Source organism: Streptomyces sp. NPDC058052, from assembly GCF_042885515.1.
Taxonomy (GTDB): Bacteria; Actinomycetota; Actinomycetes; order Streptomycetales; family Streptomycetaceae; genus Streptomyces.
The window spans coordinates 32,866-57,648 of the sequence record NZ_JBHVRX010000018.1 but is presented as its reverse complement, the minus strand read 5'-3'; the positions used below and the strand labels follow the sequence as shown (position 1 = coordinate 57,648).

The 24,783-nt window shown below is 72.4% G+C and carries 26 protein-coding genes; 8 read left to right on the top strand and 18 right to left on the bottom strand.

Annotated elements, in window-relative coordinates; all coding sequences use genetic code 11:
• Nucleotides 1-122: 122 nt before the first annotated feature.
• Nucleotides 123-1,577, bottom strand: a complete 1,455-nt coding sequence (locus ACFVU3_RS24060) for an alkaline phosphatase PhoX (protein ID WP_390069148.1) — start codon at nt 1,575-1,577, stop codon at nt 123-125.
• A 147-nt stretch (nt 1,578-1,724) separates the two neighbouring features.
• The gene (locus tag ACFVU3_RS24055) at nt 1,725-3,173 is read right to left on the bottom strand and encodes a hypothetical protein (protein WP_390069146.1); all 1,449 of its coding nucleotides are present in this window, start codon (nt 3,171-3,173) and stop codon (nt 1,725-1,727) included.
• A 253-nt stretch (nt 3,174-3,426) separates the two neighbouring features.
• Between ACFVU3_RS24055 and ACFVU3_RS24050 the strand changes: the two genes are divergently transcribed.
• Complete coding sequence (locus tag ACFVU3_RS24050) at nt 3,427-5,265, top strand: endonuclease/exonuclease/phosphatase family protein (protein ID WP_390069144.1); 1,839 nt, start codon at nt 3,427-3,429, stop codon at nt 5,263-5,265.
• Between the two features lie 14 nt (nt 5,266-5,279).
• Here the strand turns inward: ACFVU3_RS24050 and ACFVU3_RS24045 are convergent, their stop codons facing one another.
• Nucleotides 5,280-5,987, bottom strand: coding sequence for an antibiotic biosynthesis monooxygenase (locus ACFVU3_RS24045; protein WP_390069142.1), 708 nt, complete (start codon nt 5,985-5,987; stop codon nt 5,280-5,282).
• Between the two features lie 93 nt (nt 5,988-6,080).
• On the opposite strand from ACFVU3_RS24045, the gene ACFVU3_RS24040 reads away from it, so the two are divergent.
• Together ACFVU3_RS24040 and dapA are read left to right on the top strand one after the other, a co-directional pair.
• Complete coding sequence (locus ACFVU3_RS24040; RefSeq protein ID WP_390069140.1) at nt 6,081-6,533, top strand: GNAT family N-acetyltransferase; 453 nt, start codon at nt 6,081-6,083, stop codon at nt 6,531-6,533.
• 79 nt (nt 6,534-6,612) lie between these two features.
• Nucleotides 6,613-7,506 (top strand): 4-hydroxy-tetrahydrodipicolinate synthase, encoded by an 894-nt coding sequence (gene dapA, locus ACFVU3_RS24035; RefSeq protein WP_390069138.1) that lies wholly within the window; start codon nt 6,613-6,615, stop codon nt 7,504-7,506.
• On the opposite strand, the gene ACFVU3_RS24030 is transcribed toward dapA, so the two are convergent.
• Complete coding sequence (locus ACFVU3_RS24030; protein ID WP_390069136.1) at nt 7,485-7,703, bottom strand: hypothetical protein; 219 nt, start codon at nt 7,701-7,703, stop codon at nt 7,485-7,487. The genes dapA and ACFVU3_RS24030 overlap by 22 nt on opposite strands.
• A 200-nt stretch (nt 7,704-7,903) precedes the next feature.
• Between ACFVU3_RS24030 and ACFVU3_RS24025 the strand changes: the two genes are divergently transcribed.
• Nucleotides 7,904-9,142 carry a PQQ-binding-like beta-propeller repeat protein gene (locus ACFVU3_RS24025; protein ID WP_390069134.1) on the top strand — a complete coding sequence of 413 codons (1,239 nt, stop codon included), beginning with the start codon at nt 7,904-7,906 and terminating at the stop codon, nt 9,140-9,142.
• Between the two features lie 26 nt (nt 9,143-9,168).
• Here ACFVU3_RS24025 and dapD read toward each other — a convergent pair whose 3' ends face one another.
• Genes dapD through ACFVU3_RS24010 form a run of 3 tightly spaced genes read right to left on the bottom strand, consistent with a single transcriptional unit; the run spans nt 9,169 to nt 11,116 of the window.
• Nucleotides 9,169-10,155: a 2,3,4,5-tetrahydropyridine-2,6-dicarboxylate N-succinyltransferase gene (gene dapD / locus ACFVU3_RS24020; RefSeq protein ID WP_390069132.1), complete on the bottom strand. Its 987-nt coding sequence runs from the start codon at nt 10,153-10,155 to the stop codon at nt 9,169-9,171.
• Between the two features lie 44 nt (nt 10,156-10,199).
• On the bottom strand, nt 10,200-10,796 hold the full coding sequence (locus tag ACFVU3_RS24015; RefSeq protein ID WP_390069130.1) for a TetR/AcrR family transcriptional regulator: 597 nt from the start codon (nt 10,794-10,796) through the stop codon (nt 10,200-10,202).
• Nucleotides 10,796-11,116: a DMT family transporter gene (locus tag ACFVU3_RS24010; RefSeq protein ID WP_390069128.1), complete on the bottom strand. Its 321-nt coding sequence runs from the start codon at nt 11,114-11,116 to the stop codon at nt 10,796-10,798. Before ACFVU3_RS24010 ends, ACFVU3_RS24015 begins: the two co-directional genes overlap by 1 nt.
• 63 nt (nt 11,117-11,179) lie before the next feature.
• Between ACFVU3_RS24010 and ACFVU3_RS24005 the strand changes: the two genes are divergently transcribed.
• Nucleotides 11,180-12,259: an oxidoreductase gene (locus ACFVU3_RS24005; RefSeq protein WP_390069126.1), complete on the top strand. Its 1,080-nt coding sequence runs from the start codon at nt 11,180-11,182 to the stop codon at nt 12,257-12,259.
• Between the two features lie 64 nt (nt 12,260-12,323).
• On the opposite strand, the gene ACFVU3_RS24000 is transcribed toward ACFVU3_RS24005, so the two are convergent.
• From ACFVU3_RS24000 to ACFVU3_RS23965, 8 genes are all read right to left on the bottom strand, one after another.
• Complete coding sequence (locus ACFVU3_RS24000; RefSeq protein WP_376595993.1) at nt 12,324-12,662, bottom strand: metal-sulfur cluster assembly factor; 339 nt, start codon at nt 12,660-12,662, stop codon at nt 12,324-12,326.
• Nucleotides 12,659-13,132 (bottom strand): Fe-S cluster assembly sulfur transfer protein SufU, encoded by a 474-nt coding sequence (gene sufU, locus ACFVU3_RS23995; RefSeq protein ID WP_390069123.1) that lies wholly within the window; start codon nt 13,130-13,132, stop codon nt 12,659-12,661. The genes ACFVU3_RS24000 and sufU overlap by 4 nt, the downstream gene beginning before the upstream one ends.
• A gap of 9 nt (nt 13,133-13,141) precedes the next feature.
• Nucleotides 13,142-14,410, bottom strand: coding sequence for a cysteine desulfurase (locus ACFVU3_RS23990; protein ID WP_390069121.1), 1,269 nt, complete (start codon nt 14,408-14,410; stop codon nt 13,142-13,144).
• Nucleotides 14,407-15,171, bottom strand: a complete 765-nt coding sequence (gene sufC / locus ACFVU3_RS23985) for a Fe-S cluster assembly ATPase SufC (protein ID WP_351108928.1) — start codon at nt 15,169-15,171, stop codon at nt 14,407-14,409. Before sufC ends, ACFVU3_RS23990 begins: the two co-directional genes overlap by 4 nt.
• Nucleotides 15,172-15,178: 7 nt before the next feature.
• Nucleotides 15,179-15,496 (bottom strand): bifunctional 3-phenylpropionate/cinnamic acid dioxygenase ferredoxin subunit, encoded by a 318-nt coding sequence (locus ACFVU3_RS23980; RefSeq protein ID WP_030322524.1) that lies wholly within the window; start codon nt 15,494-15,496, stop codon nt 15,179-15,181.
• Nucleotides 15,496-16,677 carry a Fe-S cluster assembly protein SufD gene (gene sufD, locus ACFVU3_RS23975; RefSeq protein WP_390069119.1) on the bottom strand — a complete coding sequence of 394 codons (1,182 nt, stop codon included), beginning with the start codon at nt 16,675-16,677 and terminating at the stop codon, nt 15,496-15,498. Before sufD ends, ACFVU3_RS23980 begins: the two co-directional genes overlap by 1 nt.
• Before the next feature lie 63 nt (nt 16,678-16,740).
• Entirely contained in the window at nt 16,741-18,156 is a 1,416-nt protein-coding gene (sufB, locus tag ACFVU3_RS23970) for a Fe-S cluster assembly protein SufB (RefSeq protein WP_390069117.1), read from the bottom strand.
• The gene (locus ACFVU3_RS23965; RefSeq protein WP_390069116.1) at nt 18,153-18,878 is read right to left on the bottom strand and encodes a helix-turn-helix transcriptional regulator; all 726 of its coding nucleotides are present in this window, start codon (nt 18,876-18,878) and stop codon (nt 18,153-18,155) included. Before ACFVU3_RS23965 ends, sufB begins: the two co-directional genes overlap by 4 nt.
• A 294-nt stretch (nt 18,879-19,172) precedes the next feature.
• Here ACFVU3_RS23965 and ACFVU3_RS23960 point away from each other — a divergent pair, with 294 nt between their 5' ends.
• From ACFVU3_RS23960 to ACFVU3_RS23950, 3 genes are read left to right on the top strand one after another with little or no spacing between them, the layout of a single operon-like run.
• The gene (locus tag ACFVU3_RS23960; protein ID WP_390069114.1) at nt 19,173-20,108 is read left to right on the top strand and encodes an ABC transporter ATP-binding protein; all 936 of its coding nucleotides are present in this window, start codon (nt 19,173-19,175) and stop codon (nt 20,106-20,108) included.
• A complete protein-coding gene (locus tag ACFVU3_RS23955) occupies nt 20,105-20,869 on the top strand; it encodes an ABC transporter permease (protein ID WP_390069112.1) in 765 nt (254 codons plus the stop codon). Before ACFVU3_RS23960 ends, ACFVU3_RS23955 begins: the two co-directional genes overlap by 4 nt.
• A gap of 52 nt (nt 20,870-20,921) precedes the next feature.
• Nucleotides 20,922-21,911, top strand: a complete 990-nt coding sequence (locus ACFVU3_RS23950; RefSeq protein WP_390069110.1) for a heme A synthase — start codon at nt 20,922-20,924, stop codon at nt 21,909-21,911.
• A 28-nt stretch (nt 21,912-21,939) separates the two neighbouring features.
• On the opposite strand, the gene ACFVU3_RS23945 is transcribed toward ACFVU3_RS23950, so the two are convergent.
• The 3 genes from ACFVU3_RS23945 to ACFVU3_RS23935 all read right to left on the bottom strand — a co-directional run bounded on the left by ACFVU3_RS23945 (nt 21,940) and on the right by ACFVU3_RS23935 (nt 24,503).
• On the bottom strand, nt 21,940-23,019 hold the full coding sequence (locus tag ACFVU3_RS23945; protein ID WP_390069108.1) for an amidohydrolase family protein: 1,080 nt from the start codon (nt 23,017-23,019) through the stop codon (nt 21,940-21,942).
• Between the two features lie 93 nt (nt 23,020-23,112).
• Nucleotides 23,113-23,457: a hypothetical protein gene (locus tag ACFVU3_RS23940; RefSeq protein ID WP_390069107.1), complete on the bottom strand. Its 345-nt coding sequence runs from the start codon at nt 23,455-23,457 to the stop codon at nt 23,113-23,115.
• 92 nt (nt 23,458-23,549) lie between these two features.
• The gene (locus ACFVU3_RS23935) at nt 23,550-24,503 is read right to left on the bottom strand and encodes a heme o synthase (RefSeq protein ID WP_390069296.1); all 954 of its coding nucleotides are present in this window, start codon (nt 24,501-24,503) and stop codon (nt 23,550-23,552) included.
• Nucleotides 24,504-24,783 lie beyond the last annotated feature (280 nt).

The following is a 24,783-nucleotide window of genomic DNA, read 5'->3' as shown; positions in this document are numbered from 1 at the left end:
AGGTTAGATGTCAGTCCATGGAGCCGACAGAGGATCTTGGAACCTGGCGGGAACCCGTCGGGAACCCGACGTGAATCCTCACAGGTCCCCCCGGACTCGCGGCGCCGGGGGCCGGCGGGGCGTCAGCGGCGGGGCTGGCGGCGCCAGGGGCCGGTGATGGCGACCATGATGCCCGGGGTCTGGATGCTGGCGTACAGGGTGTCGCCGTCGGGCGAGAAGACGACGCCGGTGAACTCGCTGTCGTTGAGGTCGTTGCGCGCGATCGGGTAGGTGCGGCCCGAGTCGGTGGCGCCGAAGAGGTGCGAGACGCCCTCGCCGTCCTCGGCGAGGACGAGTCCGCCGTACGGGGAGACGGTGATGTTGTCCGGGCCGTCGTAGGCGCCGTCCTGCTCCGGCGCCGCGTTGACGCCGAGCAGCACCTTCAGGGTGAGGGTGCGGCGCTTGGGGTCGTAGAACCAGACCTGGCCGTCGTGGGCCGCGCCGGGGCTCTCCTGGCGGGCGTACGAGGAGACGACGTAGGCGCCGCCGTCGGCCCACCACATGCCCTCCAGCTTCCGGGCGCGGGTGACCTGGCCGTCGGTGAACTGCTTGCGCACGGGCGTGGTGCGGGCGTCGCGGTCGGGGACGTCCGCCCAGTCGACGCCGTAGACGGTGCCGATGCGGGTGGCGCGGGAGAGGTCGTCGACGAACCGGCCGGCGGAGTCGATGCACCGGGCGGCCTGGAGGACGCCGGCGTCGTCGGCGAGCGGGCGGTAGCGGCCGCGGCCGTGCTCGAAGCCCCGCGGCGGGACCCAGCGGAAGAGGAGGCCGTTGGGGTTGGAGGCGTCCTCGGTGAGGTAGGCGTGCCCCCGTCTGGGGTCGACGACGACGGCCTCGTGGTCGTAGCGGCCGAAGAACTTGAGGGGCTTGGGGGCGAGGTTGGCGCGGTGGTCGCGGGGGTCCACCTCGAAGACGTACCCGTGGTCCTTGGTCATGCCGTTCTTGCCGGCGAGGTCGGAGTTCTCCTCGCAGGTCAGCCACGTGCCCCAGGCGGTGCGGCCGCCGGCGCAGTTGGTCGAGGTGCCGGCGATGCCGACCCACTCCGCGACGGTGCCGTCGCGCCGCACCTCGACGACGGTGCAGCCGCCGGCCGCGGCCGGGTCGTAGACGAGGCCCTCGGTGAGCGGGACCGGGTGCTCCCATGAGGAGCGGGGGCCCTTGAGCTCGTGGTTGTACACGACGTACGTGGTACCGCGCGGGCCGGCGAAGGTGGCGGCGCCGTCGTGGTGGGAGGGGGTGAACTCGCCGCTCTCCAGGCGGGTGACGCCGGTGCGGGTGATGACGCGGTAGGAGAAGCCCTCGGGCAGGGCGAGGACGCCGTCGGGGTCGGCGACGAGCGGGCCGTAGCCGAGGCGGTCGTGGCCGTGCCCGTGGCCGCCGTGGTCGTGGCCGTGGTCGTCGTCGCGGCCGGGGCCGCCGTGGGCGCGCTCGTCGCTCGCGAGGGCCTCGGGGGCGGTGGCGAGCACTCCGACGGCGCCGGTGAGGGCGAAGCCGGCGACGGCGGACTTCTGGGTGAACTCTCTGCGGTTGAGCGCCATGGTGTGCGGTCTCTCCCCTGGCTGAGGGCCTGATGTCGCGCACACCCTCGCGCGCCCGCGGGAACGGCGGCTGAACGCCACGGGAACGGCCGCGGAGCGCTTTCCCCGGGCCGGGGAAAGCACTCCGCGGGCGTGCCGGAGGAGGGGTCAGGCGGAGCCGGCGCGGGAGCGGGCCTTGAAGGCGGCCTTGCGGGCCTCCTTGGCGGCCGTCTTGTCCGGGTGGAGCCGGCCCATGGCGTCGAGGACGTCGGCGGTGGCGGGGTGCTCGACCCGCCAGGCGGTCTCCAGGAAGCCGGTGTGACGGCTGGTCAGGCCCTCGATCAGCTCCTGGAGCTCGGTGAGGTCGCCGGCGGCGTCGAGCTGGGCGGCGATGGTGTCCACGGCGAGCCAGAAGATCAGGGACTCCGGCGGCGGGGGCACGTCCGAGGCGCCGCGCTCGGCGAGCCAGACGCGGGCGAGGCCGCCGAGCTCGGGGTCGTCGAGGACGGCGCGGACCATCGGCTCGGCCTCGGCGCCGACGAGGGCGAGGGCCTGCTGGCAGTGGAGGCGGCGGAGCGGGGACTCGGGGTCGGAGCCGCGGGCGGCGGCGAGGAGTTCGGCGGCGGCGGGCACCGGCTCGCGGCCGGCGAGCCATGCCTCGGTCTCGGCGCGGGCGGCGGACTCGGGATAGCCGGCGAGGCCGGCGAGGAGGGTGTCGGCGTCCTTCTCCGCGAGGTCTCCGACGGCGGGGGCGTCGACGCCGGCCTCCAGCATGCGGGTGCGGACGCCGTAGAGGCCGAGCGGGGTGAGCCGGACCATGCCGTAGCGGGAGACGTCCTCGTCGTCGACGGGCGGGGCGGGCTCCTCGCCCTCCTCGGCCATCAGGGCCTCGTCGACGGGGTGGTACTCGACGAGGCCGATGGGCTCCAGGAGCCGGAACTGCTCGTCGAGCCGCATCATCGCGTCGGAGACCTGCTCCAGGACGTCGTCGGTGGGTTCGCCCATGTCGTCGGGGACGACCATGGAGGCGGCGAGCGCGGGCAGCGGGACGGGGCCTTCGCCGGGGCCGCCCTCGCTGACGGTGAGCAGGTAGAGGTTGCCGAGGACGCCCTCCAGGAAGTCGGCCTCCGCCTCGGGGTCCCAGTCGAGGCTGTCGAGGTCGAGGCCGCCGTCCTCGTCGAGCAGCGGCTCCAGGTCGTCGAGGACGGGGGCGACGGCGTCGGCGAAGACGGCCTCGAAGGCGTCGAGCCAGATGCCGAGCACGTCCCGGGGCGCGCCGCCGGTGACGACGGCGAGGTTCTCGCCGGGGGCGGCGGTGCCGGGGGTGTCGTCGTCGGCGCCGTCCTCGACGTCGACGAGGCCGGTGTCGACGGCGAGCCGCCAGGCGTCGCCCGCCCAGTACTCGGCGTCCTCGTCGTCGCCGAGGCCGAGGGCGCCGGCGGCGTCCGGCAGCTGCTCGTCGACGAGTTCGCCGCCCGCGCCGACCCGGGTGTCGGGTCCGGCCCAGCGGGCGAGGCGCACGGCGTGGGCGAGGAGGGGCGCGGCCAGGGCTTCCCGAGCCAGCTCCGCGTCCGAGGGCAGCCGAACGGGGGGAAGGGTGGGGTGCTCCGCAGCCATGTGGGGGATCTCCTCGACGCGTGCGTGGATCGGTGTGGATCGTGGGGTGGATCGCGGGCCGGCCGGGGTCGGCCGGCGGCGGCCGGGCGGGACCGGCGTCCTCAGCGTAGACGCATCCGGGGGGCCGTCCGGCGGTTCACGGATCCGTCAGCCTTCGTACACCCGTCGACCCTTGACAAGTGGGGCGCTCTCGCAAGAGATTGACGCGCGTAGATCTCTCTGCCGTTCCTCCAAGCACCCTCGGAGCCTCCTGATGTCTTCCTCCATACCGAGAACCGCCGCCGTCTCCGCGGTGGTCGCGGCCGCGCTCGCGGCCGGACTGCTCGCCGGCTCGCAGAGCGCCGCGGCCGAGGACACCGCCGCGGTCCGCATCCACGACGTCCAGGGCACGACCCGGGTCTCGCCGCTGGCGGGCAAGCAGGTCACCGGCGTGACGGGCGTCGTCACCGGTGTCCGCGGCTACGGCTCCTCGCGCGGCTTCTGGATGCAGGACCCGCAGGGCGACGGGAACCCGGCCACCAGCGAGGGCCTGTTCGTCTTCACGAGCTCCAACCCGACGGTCGCGGTCGGCGACGCGGTCAGCGTCGACGGCACGGTCACCGAGTACGTCCCCGGCGGCCTGAACTCCGGCAACCAGTCGCTGACGCAGCTGTCCCGTCCCAAGGTCACCGTGGTCTCGAAGGGCAACGCGCTGCCCGCCCCGGTCACCATCGCCCCCTGGTCGGTGCCGGACGCGTACGCCCCCGCGGGCGACCCGGCGAACGGCGGCTCCGTCAACGGCCTGACCTTGGACCCGGACACCTACGCCCTGGACTACTACGAGTCGCTGGAGGGCACCAACGTCCGCGTCTCCTCCTCCCGGGTGGTCGGCGCCACCGACCCGTACTCCGAGCTGTGGGTCACGGTGAAGCCGTGGGAGAACCGCAACCGGCGGGGCGGCACGGTCTACGGCTCGTACGAGTCCCAGAACACCGGCCGGCTCCAGATCCAGTCGCTGATCCCGCTCGCCCAGCAGCCCTTCCCGAAGGCGAACGTGGGCGACTGGCTGACCGGTTCGACCGAGGGGCCGCTCGACTTCAACCAGTTCGGCGGCTACACCCTGACCGCCCGCACCCTCGGCACCGTCGAGGACGGCGGCCTGGAGCGCGAGGTCACCGAGAAGCAGCACAAGAACGAGCTGGCCGTGGCCACGTACAACGTGGAGAACCTCGACCCGACCGACCCGCAGGAGAAGTTCGACGCGCTCGCGAAGGCGGTCGTCGAGAACCTGGCCGCGCCGGACGTCCTGGCCCTGGAGGAGATCCAGGACGACAACGGCGCCAAGAACGACGGCACGGTCTCGGCCGCGCAGACGGTGAAGAAGTTCACGGACGCGATCGTGGCCGCCGGCGGCCCGGCGTACGAGTGGCGCTCGATCGACCCCGAGAACAACAAGGACGGCGGCGAGCCCGGCGGCAACATCCGTCAGGTCTTCCTCTTCAACCCCGAGCGCGTCTCCTTCGTGGACCGCGCGGGCGGCGACGCGACCACCGCGACCGGCGTCACGGGTTCGAAGGGCCGCGCCGCCCTGACCCTCTCCCCCGGCCGGATCGACCCGGCGAACGCCGCCTGGGAGGCCAGCCGCAAGCCGCTCGCGGGCGAGTTCGTCTTCCGCGGCCGCACGGTCTTCGTCATCGCCAACCACTTCGGCTCGAAGGGCGGCGACGAGTCGATCGTCTCCCACCACCAGCCGCCGAACCGTTCCTCCGAGGTGAAGCGCCACCTCCAGGCGCAGGCCGTCAACGCCTTCGTCAAGGAGATCACCGCGCTCGACAAGCAGGCGGACGTCCTCGTCGTCGGCGACATCAACGACTTCGAGTTCTCGGACACCACCGAGGCGCTGACCGACGGCGACGTGCTCTACCCGGCCGTGAAGTCGCTGCCGCGCTCCGAGCGGTACTCGTACGTCTACCAGGGCAACAGCCAGGTCCTCGACCAGATCCTGACCAGCCCCGGTGTGCACCACTTCGAGTACGACAGCGTGCACATCAACGCCGAGTTCGCGGACCAGGACAGCGACCACGACCCGCAGGTCCTGCGCTTCCGCCCGTAACCCGGATCCCGCCGCTACGCGCCCGCGCTCAGGCTGAGCGCGGGCGCGTACCTGCGCACCCGGCTGCCCACGAGCGCCGGGTGGTGGTGGACCCGCGCCCACGCCCCGCTCGGCGGGGCGTCGTCCGCCAGCCACCTCTCGTGGGCGCGCTCGCTCTCCCACTCGGCGTAGTTCAGGACCCGGACGCCGTCGACGGACAGATGGAAGCGGCCGCTGATCCCGCCGGACGCGGGCCGCGTCACCGCGTCCTCGCCGAGCGCGGCGAACACGCTTTCCACCCACTCCTCCTGGTGCCCGGCCCCGTCGAAGTCGGCCTCCACGACCACGACGATCCCGGGCAGCTCCCCCGCGCCCGTGCCGGCGTGGACGGTGGAGCGGTGGATCGGCCCGTAGCGGCGGAGCTCCACCCGCTCGATTCCGGGCACGGCGGCGTCGATCTCGGCGTTCCGGTCGTCGCGGTAGGTGCGGACGAAGTCGTCGTAGGCCCGCTGATCGGTCCACTGCGAGTAGTGCAGCAGCGTCTCCCCGTCGGTCCCCGCGAGGACGCTGTACCCGAGCAGGCCGAGGTCCGGCCAGTCCCGGCTCTCCCATGCCTTACGGATCGCCTCGACGGCGGCGCGCTGGCGCTCGGGGGTGCCGACCCGCCAGGTGCTGACGAGGACGGCGCCGACTCCGGGGCGGTGGAGGTCGGGACGGGCATCGGGGCGTGCGACGGCGTTCATGGGGTGTCTCCTCCTGCTCGGTGCGGACGGTTCGACCCTCCACCCTCGACCTTGGTCGAGGTCAAGGGGGTTCGCCGTGAAAGACTGGCCGTCGTGATCCTCCGCCCCGCCACCCGCGCCGAACTCCCCGCCGTCCTCGCCCTCCTGGCCGACGAGGAGCGGGTCGTGGACCCGGCGACCGTCCTCGTCACCGAGGCGTACGAGCGGGCCTTCGCCGCCATCGAGGCCGACCCGCGCAACGAGATGCTGGTGCTGGCCGGCGCGGACGGCGTGCTCCTCGGCTGCCTCCAGGCCACCTACGTCCCGGGGCTCGGCAAGGGCGGCGCCGAGCGGGCGCTGATCGAGGCGGTCCGGATCAGGGCCGACCGGCGGGGCGCGGGCCTGGGCCGCCGGCTGATGGAACTGGCGGCGGAGCGGGCCCGGGCGCGCGGCTGCGCCCTCGTCCAGCTGACCAGCAACAAGGAGCGCGCCGACGCCCACCGCTTCTACGCCTCGCTGGGGTACGCCCGCAGCCACGAGGGGTTCAAGCTCGCCCTCCACCCCTGATTCCGTTCACCCGAACTGAACGTTCCGCCCAAGCAGATCTAAGTGGACCTGAACGATGGCGTCCGCCCAGACTGCTTCCATGAGCACTCCAGGAACGCCCCGCCCCTTCGGCCGCGCCCTCTGCGCGATGGTCACCCCCTTCACCGGCACCGGCGCCCTCGACCTCGACGCGGCCGGGAAGCTGGCCGCCCGGCTGGTCGGGGAGGGCTGCGACGGCCTGGTCCTCAACGGCACCACCGGGGAGTCGCCGACCACCACCGACGCCGAGAAGGCGGCCCTGGTCCGGGCGGTCCGGGAGGCGGTCGGCCCGGCCCCCGCGCTGGTCGCGGGCGTGGGCACGGCCGACACCCGGCACACGGTGGAGCTGGCCCGCCAGGCGGAGGCGGCCGGCGCCGACGGCGTGCTCGTCGTGACCCCGTACTACAGCCGTCCGCCGCAGGACGCGGTCGCCGCCCACTTCCTGAGGGTCGCGGACGGCAGCGGGCTCCCCGTGATGGTCTACGACATCCCGGGCCGCACCGGCACCCGCGTCGAGCCCGACACCATGCGCCGGCTCGCCGCGCACCCGCGGATCACGGCCGTGAAGGACTGCTCGTACGACCTCCTCACCGCGGCCCGGCTGATCGCCGAGACGCCCCTCGCCTACTACTCCGGCAGCGAGGAGCTGAACCTCCCGCTGTACGCCGTCGGCGGCGCCGGCTACGTGAGCACGGTCGCGAACGTGGCGCCGCGTCAGCTGGCCGCCGTCCTCGACGCGTACGACGCCGGCGACACCGCCCTCGCCGCCCGGCTGCACGCCCGCACGCTCCCCCTCGTCGAGCGGATGATGGCCGCGGGCCTGCCGGGCACGGTCACCGCGAAGGCGCTCCTCGGCGGCCCGCTCCGGGAACCGCTGCTGCCCGCCGGCCGGGAGACGGCCGACGGGCTGCGGGCCCTCCTGGAGGAGCTGGTTCAGGCGGAGTCGGTGGTGTAGGTCCGCCCGAGGATCGCCGCGTGCTCCAGGACGTCCTCCAGCGGGTCGTCGATCTGGCCGGTGTGCAGGGTGAGACTGGGACCGTTGGTCACGGTGGGCCCGTTGTGCGTGTGCGTCTCGTCGGCCCGGGCTGCCCCCGCCGGCAGCAGCACCGCCGCCGCGGTGAGCACCGCGGCGACCATGGGCTTCGTCCTCATGTCGGCTCCTCGCCTCGTCTCTCGGTGGAGCACTGCGCTCCCCAGTGACAACGCTCCGTGACCGGAAGGGTTGCCGTGCTGTCACGAGGTTCACGGTCCTGTCCCCGTTGCGTCCCGGACCCGGGTGCGGCCCGGCCGGGTCGCTAGGCTCCCCGCCGTCGAACAAGGACACGAACCACACGAGAGTCGGGGGCGGACGGATGAGACGGCACGAGGGACGCGGAGTCTCCCGCAGGACCATGCTGCGGCGGGCGGGCACGGGGATCGGCCTCGCGGCGCTGGGGGCGGGCGCCTGGGGCTGCGGCCCGGCGGAGGAGCCGGGCGTGGCCGCCCCCTCCGCCCCGGAGGGGACCCCGTCCGGGACGCCCGCCGCCGGCGGGGACTCCTTCACCGCCCCGCCGCCCGGCACCGCCCCGGAACCCCTGTGGCAGCAGCGGACCGCCAAGGGCACCCTCGGCATGGACGCGCTCGCCGTCGCCGGAGACGTGGTCCTCGTCTCGAACGACCCGCTGGTCGGACGGGACGCCGCCACCGGCGCGGAGCGCTGGCGGCGCGAGGAGGTCGCCGTCCCGGGCGCGCGGATGCTGGTGCGCGGCGGCACGCTCTACCTGGCGAGCGCCCAGTACGACGGGGACGTCGTCGGCCTCGACCCGGCGACCGGCCGGGAGACCTGGCGCAGCCGGCTCGGCAGGCGGTTCTCGCAGCCGCGGCCGATCGCCGCCGACGAGCACCGGGTGTACGTCCTCGCGGGCATCCTGGAGAAGGACTTCCGGGTCGAGCGGAACGTCGTCGCGGCGATCGACACCTCGACGGGCAAGGTGGCCTGGCAGGAGCTGCGCGACGCGGGGACGCAGGAGTACGGGATCGCCGCCGACGCCGTCGGCCGGTATCTCGTCTACACGGACTACAAGGAGAACGTGACGGTCCGGTCCACCGACACCGGCCGGCAGCTCTGGACGAAGAAGATCGGGCGCTCCAACAGCGGCCGGCTCGCGGTCCACGACGGTCTGGTGATCGTCGCCGACGCCGGGCGGCTGCGCGCCTTCGCGCTGGCCGACGGGGCGGAGAAGTGGTCGCTGGCGTCGGAGGAGTTCACCCGCTTCCACGGCATCGGCGTGCTCGACGGGGTGCTGTACGCCGCCGACTCGGGCCATGTGGTGCGGGCGGTCGATCCGTCGACCGGCAAGGAGAGCTGGCGCACCGAGGCGCTCCTGGACGTCGCGTACCCCGGGCAGTTCGCCAAGGTGGGCGGCACGCTCTACGCGGCCACCGAGCTGGACGACAAGGGCGGGATCCTCGCCTTCGACGCGCGGAACGGGAAGCTGCGCTGGCGGTACAACGACGGCAGCAAGGCGCTCGACCAGTGGTACGTCGCAGCGGCGGGCACGCGTCTGATGGCGCTCCACGGGGAGCGGCTGACCGCCCTCCCGGCCGTCTGAGCGGGTCCGGGAGGGCGGCCGGGCCGTCAGTTGTGGCTGTGCAGGATGTCGTTGAGGCCGCCCCAGACCGCGTTGTTCGGGCGGGCCTCGACGGCGCCGGTGACCGAGTTGCGGCGGAAGAGGATGTTCGAGGCGCCGGAGAGGTCACGGGCCTTGACGACCTGGCCGTCGGGCATGGTGACCCGGGTGCCGGCGGTGACGTACAGGCCGGCCTCGACGACGCACTCGTCGCCCAGGGCGATGCCGACGCCCGCCTCGGCGCCGACGAGGCAGCGCTCGCCGATGGAGATGACGACGTTGCCGCCGCCGGAGAGGGTGCCCATGGTGGAGGCGCCGCCGCCGATGTCGGAGCCGTCGCCGACGACGACGCCGGCGGAGATACGGCCCTCGACCATGGAGGTGCCGAGGGTGCCGGCGTTGAAGTTGACGAAGCCCTCGTGCATGACGGTGGTGCCGGCGGCGAGGTGGGCGCCGAGGCGGACGCGGTCGGCGTCGGCGATGCGGACGCCGGCGGGCACGACGTAGTCGGTCATGCGGGGGAACTTGTCGATCGAGGTGACCTGGAGGTGCAGGCCCTCGGCGCGGGCGTTGAGCCGCACCTTCTCGATGTCGTCGACGGCGACCGGACCGAGCGAGGTCCAGGCGACGTTGGCGAGCAGGCCGAAGACGCCGTCCAGGCTCTGGCCGTGCGGCTTCACCAGGCGGTGGCTCAGCAGGTGGAGGCGGAGGTAGGCGTCGTGCGCGTCGAGCGGCTTCTCGCCGAGGGAGGCGATGACGGTGCGGACGGCGACCACCTCGACGCCGCGGCGGGCGTCCACGCCGAGGGCCTTGGCGGCGCCCTCGCCGAGGGCGTTCACCGCCTCGTCCGGGGAGAGCCGCGTGGTGCCGGCCGGGCCGGGCTCTTCGGTGAGCTCGGGGGCGGGGAACCAGGTGTCGAGGACGGTGCCGTCACCGGCGATGGTGGCGAGGCCGGCGGCGACGGCGCCGGTGGTGCGAGGAGCAGTGGTGGTCATGACGGAAAACCTAACGGGCGGGCCCCTGCGCGGGCCAACCGGTCTCAGGTGCCGGTCGGGCCGACCGGAGCTTCCGACGAGTCCGCGGGCCGGTCGTTCGGGCCTTCGTTCAGGATCCGGGCGACCATCTCGCGCGTGTACGCCTCGTCGTACGGCGCGCCGGTGAGCAGGGTCTGGAGGCCGATGCCGTCCATGAGGGCGACGAGGGCGCGGGCGGTGGTCCGTCCGGTGTGCGGGGCGAGGACGGTGACGACCTCCTCGGCCCATTCGGCGGCGACGGGCCGGAGCGCGGGGCGGCGCAGGGCGGCGAGGTAGAGCTCGTACTCCAGCTCCACCTGGCTCCGTTCGGCCCCGAGCCACGCGCCGAGCAGCCGGGCGAGTCCGGCGGGGAGCGCCTCCCCCTCGCGCAGGGTCGCGCCGCGCAGTTCGCCGGCGAAGCCCGCGTTGACCTTCCGCAGGGCGGCGACGAGGAGTTCGTCGAGGGAGCCGAAGTGGTAGGTGGTGGAACCGAGCGGGACGTCGGCCTCGGCGGCGACCGTCCGGTGGGTCAGTCTGCCGATCCCGTCCCGCCGCACCACCCGCAGGGCCGCGTCCACGATCCGCTCCCGCCGCTCGGGGTCGTGGCGGCGGGCCCGCGCCATCAGTGCGCCCCGCCCAGGTTGAGCACGGCGACCCCGGCGACGATGAGGACGATCCCGGCGATCTTGGCGAGGCTCAGGGCCTCCCCGAGGAAGAGGATCCCGATGCCGGCGACGGCGGCCGTGCCGACGCCGGACCAGATCGCGTAGGCGGTGCCGACCTGGAGGGTCTTGAGGGCCTGCGCGAGCAGCGCGAAGGCGATGACGTAGCCGGCGCCGGTGACGATCGAGGGCCAGAGCCGGGTGAAGCCCTCGCTGTACTTCATGGAGGTGGTGGCGATGATCTCGGCCGCTATGGCCCCGGCGAGCAGTCCGTATCCCATGTGTACGAAGGTACACATCGTTGCGTACGGGCGTACACAACGGTGACGGCTACGGTATGGCGCATGACTGACGCCCCCGGGCCGTACGGGTACGGCTACGCGCCCGCGCCGCCTTCGCCGAAGCCCGGCGTGATACCCCTGGCCCCGCTCGACCTGGGAGACGTGCTGGCGGGCGCCTTCGCCGCGTACCGTCGGCACTGGGCGGTGCTCCTCGGCATGGCCCTCACCACCTACGCGGTGGCCGCCGCGCTGATCGCCGGCGTGGGCCTCGCCGCCTGGGCCGGCCTCGCCGACCACTACCGGCGCTGGGCGGACACCCCCACCCCTGGGGACCCCGGCCTCCGGGACCTCGCGCCGCTCCTCGCCGTCCTCGGCACCGTCTGGCTGGTCTGCGCGGTGGCGCTGCTGGTCGCCACCGCCCTGCTGAACGCGGCCGTCGCGACCGTGGTCCAGGAGACGGTGCTCGGCCGCCGGGCCGGCTTCGGGACCGTGTGGCGCCGGGCCTGGTCGCGGCTCGGCCCGGTGCTCGGCTCCCTCGTCCCGCCGGCGCTGGCCGCCCTCGTCCCGGTGGCGCTCTCCCTGGTCGGCCTCTGCCTGATGCTCGCCGCGATGATCGTGAACGTCTCCGCCCACGGGGGGCACGACGAGGGCGTCGGGCTCGCGCTCACCGGCCTCCTCGCGCTCCTCCTGAGCCTCGGGACCCTGCCGTTCGCCCTCTGGATCTGGGTGAGGTACAGCCTCGCCCCGGCGGCCGCGGTGATCGAGTCCGCCGGGCCGGTGGCCGCGATGCGCCGCTCGGCCGAGCTGGTCCGCGGCTCCTGGTGGCGGATCTTCGGGTGCACCCTGGTGATGCTGCTGATCGTCGGCGCGGTCTCGTTCGTGGTGCAGACGGGCGTCTCCGCGGTGAGCCAGTTGTCGATGTTCTCCGTCCAGGCCGGGATGGACCTCACCCTCACGCCCGGCACGCTGTTCGCCGCCGCCGGCGCCCTGGCCGTCACCCTCGGCCTCGTCCAGCTCCTCACCCACGCGTTCCTCGCCCCGCTCCAGCCCCTGGTCTCCGGCCTGCTCTACGTCGACCAGCGCATCCGCAAGGAGAACCTCGGCCCGGTCCTGGCCGAGACGGCGTCCGTGCCGCGCTCCTGACCCGGGCGGAGACGGAGAAGAGGCCCCCGGCGATGCCGGGGGCCTCTTCTCACGTACTCACCGCTCAGACGTTGAAGCCGAGCGCGCGCAGCTGCTCGCGGCCGTCGTCGGTGATCTTGTCCGGGCCCCACGGGGGCATCCAGACCCAGTTGATCCGCAGCTCGTTGACGATGCCGTCGGTGGCCGCGCGGGCCTGGTCCTCGATGACGTCGGTCAGCGGACAGGCCGCCGAGGTCAGCGTCATGTCGAGCGTCGCGATGTTCGCGTCGTCGATGTGGATCCCGTAGATCAGGCCCAGGTTGACGACGTCGATGCCCAGCTCGGGGTCGACGACGTCGTACAGGGCCTCGCGGACCTCTTCCTCGGAGGCCGGCTTCATCGTGGCCTCGATGTTCTCGGTCATGCCGACTTCCTCACAGACTTCTGGTCGTCTCCGCCCAGGGCCTGGGCGGTCGCGTCCTTCCACGCCATCCAGCTGAGCAGCGCGCACTTCACACGGGCCGGGTACTTGGAGACGCCGGCGAACGCGACCGCGTCCTCCAGCACCTCCTCCATGGCGTCGTCCGGCTCGATCTGGCCCTTGGACTGCATCAGCTCCAGGAAGGTCTCCTGGATCTTCTGCGCCTCGGCCAGCTCCTTGCCGACGAGCAGCTCGTTGAGGACGGAGGCCGACGCCTGGCTGATGGAGCAGCCCTGGCCCTCGTACGACACGTCCTCGACCCGGTCGCCGTCGTACTTCACGCGGAGCGTGATCTCGTCGCCGCACGTCGGGTTGACGTGGTGCACCTCGGCGTCGCCGTCCCGCAAGCCCCGCCCGTGCGGGTGCTTGTAGTGGTCCAGGATGACGTCCTGGTACATCGAATCCAGCTTCACGACCGACCCCTACCCGAAGAAGTTCCGTACGTGCTCCAGACCCGCGACGAGGGCGTCGACCTCGGCCGGCGTGGAGTACAGATAGAACGACGCCCGCGTGGTCGCGGGAATTCCGTACCGCAGGCAGACCGGCCGCGCGCAGTGGTGGCCGACCCGGACCGCGATGCCCTCTTCGTCGAGCACCTGGCCCACGTCGTGCGGGTGGATGTCGCCGAGCGTGAAGGAGATCGCCGCGCCGCGGTCCTCGGCCGTGGTGGGGCCGATGATCCGCAGGTCCGGGACCTCCTGGAGGCGCCGGACGGCGTACTCGGTGATCGCGTGCTCGTGGCGCGCGATGTTCTCCATGCCGATCGCCGACAGGTAGTCCACGGCCGCGCCGAGGCCGACGGCCTGGGCGATCGGGGGCGTACCCGCCTCGAACTTGTGCGGGGCCGGCGCGTAGGTGGAGGAGTGCATCGAGACGGTCTCGATCATCTCGCCGCCACCGAGGAAGGGCGGGAGGTCCTCCAGGAGCTCCTGCCGTCCCCACAGCACGCCGATGCCGGTCGGGCCGCACATCTTGTGGCCGGTGAAGGCCACGAAGTCGGCCTGGAGCGCCTGGACGTCCAGGACCTGGTGCGGGGCCGCCTGCGAGGCGTCGATGCAGACGAGCGCACCGACCTCCTGGGCGCGCCGGACGATGGTCTCGACCGGGTTCTGGGTGCCGAGCAGGTTGGAGACCAGCGTGAAGGAGACGATCTTCGTCTTCTCCGTGATGACCTCTTCTATGTTCGACAGGTCGAGGCGGCCGTCGTCGGTGAGGCCGAACCACTTCAGCTTCGCGCCGGTGCGCTGCGAGAGCAGCTGCCACGGGACGATGTTGGAGTGGTGCTCCATCTCCGTGATGGCGATCTCGGTCTCGTGGTCCACGCGGTAGGGCTCGTCGGCCCAGCCCAGCATGTTGGCCACGAGGTTGAGCGACTCGGAGGCGTTCTTGGTGAAGATCACCTCGTTGCGGCTCGGCGCGTTGATGAAGGCGGCGACCTTGTCGCGGGCGCCCTCGTACAGCGCGGTGGCCTCCTCGGCGACCGTGTAGACGCCGCGGTGGACGTTGGCGTTGTGACGCTCGTAGTAGGCGTTGAGCGCGTCGAGGACCTGCCGCGGCTTCTGCGAGGTCGCCGCGGAGTCCAGGTACACGATCTTCTTGCCGTCGTGGACCGTGCGATCCAGGAGCGGGAAGTCCTTGCGGATCGCCTCGGTGTCGAGGAGGCCGGTCAGCCCCTGATGGGCGGAAGTCACGCGGATGCGCCACCCTTCACGTACTTGTCGTAGCCCTCGTTCTCCAGCTGGTCGGCGAGCTCGGCGCCGCCGGACTCGACGATGCGGCCGTTCGCGAACACGTGCACGAAGTCGGGCTTGATGTAGCGCAGGATGCGCGTGTAGTGGGTGATCAGCAGGGTGCCGACCTCGCCCGTCTCGCGGACGCGGTTGACGCCCTCGGAGACGATGCGCAGGGCGTCGACGTCGAGGCCGGAGTCGGTCTCGTCGAGGATCGCGATCCTCGGCTTGAGCAGCTCCAGCTGGAGGATCTCGTGGCGCTTCTTCTCGCCGCCGGAGAAGCCCTCGTTCACGTTGCGCTCGGCGAAGGCCGGGTCCATGGAGAGCTTCTCCATGGCCTCGCGGACCTCCTTCACCCAGGTGCGCAGCTTGGGGGCCTCGCCGCGGATGGCGGTGGCGGAGGTGCGCAGGAAGTTGGAGACCGAGACGCCGGGGACCTCGACCGGGTACTGCATGGCGAGGAAGACGCCGGCGCGGGCGCGCTCGTCGACGGACATCTCCAGGACGTCCTCGCCGTCGAGGGTGACGGTGCCGCCGGTGACCGTGTACTTGGGGTGGCCCGCCAGGGAGTACGCCAGGGTCGACTTGCCGGAGCCGTTGGGGCCCATGACCGCGTGGGTCTCACCCTGCTTGATGGTCAGGTCGACGCCCTTGAGGATCTCGCGGGGGCCGTTCTCCGCCTCGACGGAGACGTGCAGGTCGTGGATTTCGAGCGTTGCCATGGGTGACTCAGGACTCCTGGGTGACGGAGACGAGCACATCGTCCCCTTCGATCTTTACGGGGTACACGGGGACGGGGCGCGTCGCGGGAAGGCCGGACGGCTTGCCGGTACGGAGGTCGAAGCTGGAACCGTGCAGCCAGCACTCGATGGCGCAGTCCTCGACCTCCCCCTCCGAGAGGGAGACGTTCGCGTGCGAGCAGATGTCGTTGATCGCGAACACCTCGCCCTCGGTGTGGACGACCGACACCGGCGTGCCGTCGACCTCGACCCGCTTCGGGGTGTCGGCCTCCAGCTCGCTCAGTGCGCAGACTCGGACGAAGGCCATCAGACGGTGGCCTCCAGCTCGGCCTCGACCTTGGCGATCAGGCGCTCCTCGACGTCCGGCAGGCCGATCTGCTGGACCAGCTCGGCGAAGAAGCCGCGGACGACGAGGCGGCGGGCCTCGGTCTCCGGGATGCCGCGGGCCATCAGGTAGAAGAGCTGCTCGTCGTCGAAGCGGCCGGTGGCGGAGGCGTGGCCGGCGCCGGCGATCTCGCCGGTCTCGATCTCCAGGTTCGGCACGGAGTCGACCCGGGCCCCGTCGGTGAGGACGAGGTTCCGGTTGAGCTCGTAGGTGTCGGTGCCCTCGGCGGCGGCCTGGATGAGGACGTCACCGATCCACACCGCGTGCGCGTCCTGGCCCTGGAGCGCGCCCTTGTAGGCGACGTTCGAGGTGCAGTGCGGGGTGTTGTGGTCGACCAGGAGGCGGTGCTCCTGGTGCTGGCCCGCGTCGGTGAAGTACAGGCCGAGGAGCTCGGCCGAGCCGCCGGGGGCGGCGTAGCTGACGCGCGGGTGGAGGCGGACGACGTCACCGCCGAAGGTGACGACGACCGACTTGAAGGAGGCGTCCCGGCCGAGCAGCGCGTTGTGCTGCGCGACGTGGACGGCGTCCTTGTCCCAGTCCTGCACGGAGACGACGGTGAGCTTGGCGCCGTCGCCGAGCACGAAGTCGACGTTGGCGGCGAGCACCGCGTCACCGGTGTGGTCGATGACGACGACGGCCTCGGCGAAGGCGCCGAGCTCGATCACCTGGTGGCCGAAGGCGACGCCGCCCTGGCCGTGCACGGCGACGCGGATCGGCTCGTCGAGGACGGCCTCCTTGGCGACGGTGACGACCGACGCCTTCTCGAAGGAGGAGTACGCCTGGGCGGCGACGCGGTCGACGGGCGTGCCGGCCTTGCGGAGGCGCTCGTCGTCGCGGCCGACGGTCTCCACGGTGACGCCCTCGGGGGCCTCGATCTCGACCCGGACGCCCTCGCCGGTGGCGACGGCGGTGCCGTCGTGCAGACCGCGGAGGCGGGCCAGCGGGGTGAAGCGCCACTCCTCCTCGCGGCCGTGCGGGACGGGGAAGTCCGCGACGTCGAAGGACGGCGGGGCGCTCATGCGCGTGGCGACGGTGGACTCGGCGGCCACCGCGATCGAGCCGGCGGTGGTGGAGCCCGCCGGGATGTTCTGAGCCTCAGCCATGGCTGTCGTCTTGCTCTCTTCCTGCGTACGTGTGAGTCGGTCGCTGCGGTGGGGCGGTGGCTGCTAGCCGACCGCGCCTTCCATCTGCAGCTCGATCAGCCGGTTCAGCTCCAGCGCGTACTCCATCGGCAGCTCCTTGGCGATCGGCTCGACGAAGCCGCGGACGATCATCGCCATGGCCTCCTGCTCGGTGAGACCGCGCTGCATCAGGTAGAAGAGCTGGTCCTCGGAGACCTTGGAGACGGTGGCCTCGTGGCCCATGGTCACGTCGTCCTCGCGCACGTCCACGTAGGGGTACGTGTCGGAGCGGGAGATCGTGTCGACGAGCAGGGCGTCGCAGAGCACGTTGGACTTGGCGCCGGGGGCGCCCTCGCCGATCTCGATGAGGCCGCGGTAGGAGGTGCGGCCGCCGCCGCGCGCCACCGACTTGGAGACGATGGACGACGAGGTGTTCGGGGCCATGTGGACCATCTTGGCGCCGGCGTCCTGGTGCTGGCCCTCGCCCGCGAAGGCGATGGAGAGGGTCTCGCCCTTGGCGTGCTCGCCCATCAGGTAGACGGCCGGGTACTTCATGGTGACCTTGGAGCCGATGTTGCCGTCGACCCACTCCATGGTGGCGCCCTCGTAGGCGACGGCGCGCTTGGTCACCAGGTTGTAGACGTTGTTCGACCAGTTCTGGATGGTCGTGTAGCGGCAGCGGCCGCCCTTCTTCACGATGATCTCGACGACCGCGGAGTGCAGCGAGTCGGAGGAGTAGATCGGGGCGGTGCAGCCCTCGACGTAGTGGACGTAGGCGTCCTCGTCGACGACGATCAGCGTCCGCTCGAACTGGCCCATGTTCTCCGTGTTGATACGGAAGTACGCCTGGAGCGGGATCTCGACGTGCACGCCCTTCGGCACGTAGATGAACGATCCGCCGGACCACACGGCCGTGTTCAGCGAGGCGAACTTGTTGTCGCCGACCGGGATGACGGTGCCGAAGTACTCCTTGAAGAGCTCCTCGTGCTCCTTCAGCGCGGTGTCGGTGTCGACGAAGATGACGCCCTGCTCCTCCAGGTCCTCGCGGATCTGGTGGTAGACGACCTCGGACTCGTACTGGGCCGCGACACCGGCGACGAGGCGCTGCTTCTCCGCCTCCGGGATGCCGAGCTTGTCGTACGTGTTCTTGATGTCCTCCGGCAGGTCCTCCCAGGACTCGGCCTGCTTCTCGGTGGACCGCACGAAGTACTTGATGTTGTCGAAGTCGATGCCGCCGAGGTCGGAGCCCCAGGTCGGCATGGGCTTCTTGTCGAAGAGGCGCAGACCCTTGAGACGCAGCTTCAGCATCCACTCGGGCTCGTTCTTCTTCGAGGAGATGTCGCGGACGACGTCCTCGTTGAGACCGCGCTTGGCAGTGGCGCCGGCCGCGTCCGAGTCGGCCCAGCCGTACTCGTACCGACCCAGGCCCTCGAGCTCGGGGTGGCTGATCTCGGTGGTCATGCGGGGTTCCTCCCGGCCGTGCTTGCAGATGCTGATTCGTCGGTCTGTGGGGCGCTGTGCGGAATGAACGTGGTGCAGACGCCGTCACCGTGGGCGATGGTGGCCAGGCGCTGGACGTGCGTTCCCAGGAGGCGGGAGAAGATCTCCGTCTCCGCCTCGCACAGCTGCGGGTACTGCTCGGCGACGTGGGCGACCGGGCAGTGGTGCTGGCAGAGCTGCTCGCCGACCGGCGCGTTGCGCGCAGTGGCAGCGTACCCGTCCGCCGTCAGGGCCTTGGCCAGCGCCTCGGCCCGCCGCTCGGGCTCGACCGCCTCGACGGCCTCCCGGTAGGACTCGGCCTGGGCCTCGATCCGGTCGCGGGCGAAGGCGGCGACGGCGGCCTCTCCTCCGGCGTTGCGCTCGATCCAGCGGAGCGCCTCGACGGCGAGGGAGTCGTACGACTGGTCGAAGGCGTCCCGGCCGCAGTCGGTGAGGGCGAAGACCTTGGCGGGCCGGCCCCGGGTGCGGGCGCCGTAGACGCGCTTCTCGCGGGCCTCGACGACCTGCTCGGCGACGAGCGCGTCGAGGTGCCTGCGGACGGCGGCCTGGGTGAGGCCGAGCCGCTCCGCGAGGTCGGCGACGGTGGACGGCCCGTGATCCAGGATGGACCGCGCGACCCGGTTGCGTGTGGACCGCTCTCGGGTCGCGAGTTCCTCCGACGGAGCCGCGCCAAGGTTTTTCACAACGCCATTGTTGCGTAATTAATCAGGCAGTGACAAGCCGCGCCGGAAGTGGTGACGATGGCGTGCATCACTCAGGTAAGGCTTACCTGACCTGCGGAAACGATCATTCGTGGGATGAATCGGAGCCCCCTCCCGGCCGTCCCCCGCGGGCCCGCGGGGCGCCCGTACGCGCCTCCCACCAGCACTCCCTCGCCCCCGGAGCGGTCCCGGCGACCCGCGCGGAGGCGCTCCCTCCGCCCCCGGCCCGGGCCCCGGACCCGAAGCGCCCCCGCCCCCTCTCCTAGACTTCCCGGCATGCGAAAAGAGTCCGTCGACACCGCCGTCCGCGTCCGCGGCCTGGTCAAGCGGTACGGCACCAAGACCGCCGTCGACGGCCTCGACCTCGACGTGCGCACCGGCACCGTCACCGCCGTCCTCGGCCCCAACGGCGCCGGCAAGACCACCACGATCGAGACCTGCGAGGGCTACCGGAAGCCGGACGCCGGCACCGTCCGCGTCCTCGGCCTCGACCCGGTCGCCGACGCCGCCGCCCTGCGCCCCCGCGTCGGCGTGATGCTCCAGTCCGGCGGCGTCTACTCCGGCGCCCGCGCCGACGAGATGCTCCGCCACATGGCGAAGCTGCACGCCCACCCGCTGGACGTCGACGCCCTGATCGAGCGCCTCGGCCTCGGCTCCTGCGGCCGGACGACCTACCGGCGGCTCTCCGGCGGCCAGCAGCAGCGGCTCGCCCTCGCCATGGCCGTCGTCGGCCGCCCCGAGCTCGTCTTCCTCGACGAGCCCACCGCCGGCCTCGACCCGCAGGCCCGCCGCGCCACCTGGGACCTCGTCCGCGAGCTGCGCGCCGACGGCGTCACCACCGTCCTCACCACCCACTTCATGCAGGAGGCCGAGGAGCTCGCCGACGACGTCGCCATCGTCGACGCGGGCCGGGTCGCCGCCCAGGGCAGCCCCGAGCAGCTCTGCCGCGGAGGAGCCGAGAACACCCTCCGCTTCTCCGGCCGCCCCGGCCTCGACCTGGGCTCCCTGCTCAAGGCGCTCCCGGACGGCACCGAGGCCGCCGAGCCGCTCCCCGGCACGTACCGGATCACCGGCGCCGTCGACCCCCAGCTGCTCGCCACCGTCACCACCTGGTGCGCCCAGCACGGCGTCATGCCCGACCGCATCTCGGTCGAGCGCCACACCCTCGAAGACGTCTTCCTCGAACTGACCGGCAAGGAGCTGCGCGCATGAGCGCCGGTACGTACGCGCCCAGGCCGGGGGCCGCCCCCGTCGGACGGATGATCGCGGCCCAGACGGCCCTGGAGACCCGGATGCTGCTGCGCAACGGCGAGCAGCTCCTCCTCACGGTGATCATCCCCTCCCTCCTGCTGGTGCTCTTCTCGACCGTCGACATCGTCGACACGGGCGCCGGCGAGGCCGTCGACTTCCTCGCGCCGGGCGTCCTCGCGCTCGCCGTGATGTCCACCGCCTTCACCGGCCAGGCCATCGCCACCGGCTTCGAACGCCGCTACGGCGTCCTCAAGCGGCTCGGCGCCTCCCCGCTGCCCCGCTGGGCCCTGATGACCGCCAAGACGCTCTCCGTGCTGGTCACCGAGGTCCTCCAGATCGCCCTGCTGACCGCCATCGCGCTCGGCCTCGGCTGGTCCCCGCGGGGCAACCCGCTCGCCGTGCTGCTCCTGCTGGTCCTCGGCACCGCCGCCTTCTCCGGGCTCGGGCTGCTCATGGCCGGCACCCTCAAGGCCGAGGCCACCCTCGCCGCCGCCAACCTGGTCTTCCTGCTGCTCCTGGTCGGCGGCGGGGTGATCGTCCCGCTGGAGAAGTTCGGCGCGGCCGGCGACGTCCTGGCGCTGCTGCCCATCTCCGCCCTCTCCGACGGCCTCAGGGACGTCCTCCAGGGCGGTGCGGGCATGCCGTGGGCCGACGGCGGGATCCTCGCCGTCTGGGCGGTCCTGGGGCTCGGCGCGGCCGCGCGGTTCTTCCGCTGGGAGTAGCGGAAGACACTCAGAGGGTGACGTGTCCCGACAAGGCACCCCTCGTGAAAGCGTGCACAAGCCCGCGCCTACGATAGGGCCCGTGCAGACCCCCCTCGCCTTCATCGCCCAGCGCTGGACGCCGTCCCCCCGGATCCTCCGGCGCGCCGCGCTCTCCGCCGTCGTGATGAGCGTGCTCATCATCGTCACGGGCGGCGCGGTCCGGCTGACCGGTTCCGGTCTCGGCTGCGACACGTGGCCCAAGTGCACCGACGACAGCCTCATCGTGACGCCCGAACAGGGCTACCGCGGCCTGATCGAGTTCGGCAACCGGATGCTGACGTACGTCCTGTCGGCGGCCGTCGGCTGGGCGATCGTCGCCGCCCGCTCGACCAAGCCGTGGCGGCGGAACCTCACCCGCTGGGGCTGGGCGCAGTTCTGGATCGTGATGAGCAACGCCGTGCTCGGCGGCATCACCGTCTGGATGGGCCTCAACCCGTGGACGGTGGCCGGCCACTTCCTGGCCGCGAACGCGCTGCTGACGGTCGCCCTGATCACCTGGCACCGGGCCGGCGAGGGCGACACGCCCGCGCGCCCGCGCGTGCCCAAGCCGGTACGGAAGCTGTCCTGGGCGATCACCGTCACCTCGGCCGTGCTCATCGCGCTCGGCACCACGGTGACCGGCGCCGGCAAGCACGCGGGGGACAGCAGCGACGTGCCCCGCATGCCCTGGGACTGGACGGCCGCCGCCCATCTGCACGCCATCGCCGCCTGGGTCGTCTGCGCCCTCGCCGTCGCGATGTGGCTGGTCCTGCGCGTGGTCGACGCCCCGGACGACACCCGCGCCCGCGCCCGCGAGCTGCTGATCGTGCTGCTGCTCCAAGGCGGGGTGGGCTACATCCAGTACTTCACCGGCGTTCCGGAGCTGCTGGTCGGCGCCCACATGCTCGGCTCCTCGCTGATGTGGATCGCCGTGCTGCGGCTGGCCCTGAGCCTGCGCGAGCGACCGCTGCCGACGGCCGGCATCCCCGCCCAGGCCGAGCCGGAACCGGCGAGGGCCTGACCCACACCCCCGACGCGGGTCCACCGGCTCACCCGAGCCGGTAGACCCGCGTCGCGTTGTCCGCGGCGATCATCGCGGCGACCCGCTGCGCGTCCGTACGGGACCAGGCGCCGTCCATGACCCAGGCGCCCAGCACCCGGCCGAGGGCGGTCCGGAAGGCGCTGGCGGCGACCACGTGCAGCTCGGGCAGGCCGCGGGCGCCGCTGGAGTAGAGCAGCTTGCCGAACGGCGCCAGTTCCAGGACCTCGGCGAGGACGTCCGCCGCCCGCGCCCCGGTGTGCGCCAGGGCGGCCCCCAGGTCCGCGTACACGTGCGGGAAGACCCCGGCCATCCGGGCCGCCGTCCGGTGGTGCGGCGAGCCGTGGAGCAGGACGAGGTCGGCGCCGAGCCCGGCGGTGGCGGCGGCGAAGCCGGCCAGGCCGCCGGGGTCCCGGTCCCCGGTGTGCAGCTGGAGCGGCCGTCCCGCGCCCACCGCGGTCCACAGCAGGTGGCGCACGAGCGCCGGCGCGTCGAGGGGGCCTCCGGCGGGACGGTCCGCGAGCCAGCGCCCGGCGGCCCGGCGGACCTCGCCGCGCCCGGGGGGCTCCGCGACGGCGGCGAGCCCGCAGCGCGCGGCGGAGACCGAGGAGAAGGCGACCGAGTGCACGGCGGCGTCCTGGACGGCCTCGGTGAGGTTGGCGAGGAAGGCGTCCACGGTCCCGGAGGTGTCGGCGACCTGCTCGGCGAGGGGTTCGAGGCGGACGATCTCGTGGGCGCGGGCCCGGCCCGCGGCGGCGAGCTCGGCGGGCCCGGTGAGGTCGCCGGGGAGGCCGGTGTCGACGAGGTACGTGGCGATGCCGGCGCCCCGCAGCAGCCTGCGGCCGGTCTCGGCGACGCCGAGCTCGCGGCGGCGGGCGAGGTAGCGGGCGGGCGGGCAGTGCGGTTCGAGGCCGAGCAGCGGCGGGCACCAGCGGCGTACGGCGAAGCCCGTCTGGGTGTCGAAGAAGGTGGTGCCGGAGGCGGGCAGGACGGCGGCCGGGCCGAGGTGGGCCTCGAAGGTGCCGAGGCCCAGCTCCGTCCGGAGCACCCCGTGGCAGTACTGGTCCACCAGGCGCGGCGTGTCGATCATCTCGGGGGGCTCCCTGCGTGGGCGTGTCTCCACACGTCCTAACGGGTGAGCCCCGTGCGAGGTTGTTGCCTGGCGCCCGGTGCCGTCGCCGGATCAGGTGTTGGCGGGACCGCCGAGCTGGATGCCGGCCATCCGGGTCCACTCGTACGGGCCGGTGACGACCTTGGCGGCGAACTCGCCGTCGAACTCGTCGTGCAGGGTCAGCCCGGCCTTCTCGGCGGCCTGCTGGGCGATCGCGTAGGTGGGGGCCACCAGGTCGCCCCAGCCGCCGTCCTCGCCGACGAGGACGATCCGGGTGCCGGCCTGGCCGATGTGGGCGAGCTGGCCCTCGACGCCGCCGTGCTCCTTGCCGAAGGCGCGGATCTCCTTGGCCAGCTTGGCCGCCTTGCGCTCCGCTCGCGGGGAGACGGCCGTGGTGTCTTCCGTGGTGTCTGCCATGGCAAGGATGCTACCGATGGGTAGATCGACTGGCGACGGCCGGGCCGCGTGGGACAGCCCACACGACCCGGCCGTCGCCGGAAACGTTCGTCCTACCGCAGGAAGGGGTCCACCGCGACGGCCACGAAGAGCAGCGACACGTAGGTGATGGACCAGTGGAAGAGGCGCATCTCCTTGAGCTTCGCGCCGGTGACCTCGGCCTTGGCGCGGTTCAGCAGGCCGTGCGCCTCCCAGAGCCACCAGCCGCCGGTGGCCAGGGCGACGGCGGTGTAGAACCAGCCGGTGTAGCCCAGCGGGGTGAGCAGCAGCGAGACCGCGACCATGACCCAGCTGTAGAGGACGATCTGCTTGGCGACGACCTTGTTGGAGGCGACCACGGGCAGCATGGGCACGCCCACGCGCGCGTAGTCCTCCTTCACCTTCATCGACAGCGGCCAGTAGTGCGGCGGCGTCCAGAAGAAGATGACCATGAAGAGGATGACGGCGGCCCAGGACATCGAGTTCGTGACCGCGGACCAGCCGATGAGGACGGGCAGGCAGCCGGCGATGCCGCCCCAGACGATGTTCTGCGCGGTGCGCCGCTTGAGGATCATCGTGTAGACGACCACGTAGAAGAGGAGCGCGCCGAGGGAGAGCCAGGCGGAGAGCCAGTTGACGAGCAGGCCGAACCAGAGGGTGGAGACGACGGCGAGGGTGACGCCGAAGACCAGGCCCTCGCGCGGCGAGACCATGCCGGTGACCAGCGGGCGCTGCGCGGTGCGTTCCATCAGCGCGTCGATGTCGCGGTCGATGTACATGTTGAGCGCGTTGGCGCCGCCGGCCGACAGGTAGCCGCCGAAGCAGGTGGCGAGCACCAGCCACAGGTCGGGCACGCCCTGTTCGGCGAGGAACATCACCGGAACGGTGGTGATGAGCAGCAGCTCGATGATCCGCGGCTTGGTCAGCGCCACGAATGCCTTGGCGCGGGCCCCGAACGGCCGATGGCCCCCCGGGCCGGTAGCCAAGACGACCCCTGCGGGTCGGGACTCGACGGCCGTCACGCACACCCCTGACAGAGAAATTCCCAGCAAGTTCCCCGGATAAAGGCGGGGTGAAACTTGCGCGTACCACGCCACTGTAGACGTTGCCCAGACAGCGATCTTCGCGGGGGTGGGGTCGTGTTGGCGGGCCTCACTCTTAGGCGCGTATCAAGGGGCGGACACCCTTCGGCGCGCCGTTCGGGAGGCGAACCGCCACGGGCACCGGCACTCTTGCTCTGTCCGCTCATTTGAGGGGCATGGACACGAAAAGAGGGGGCTTTTTCGGGGGTAGGCTCGACACCGCCGG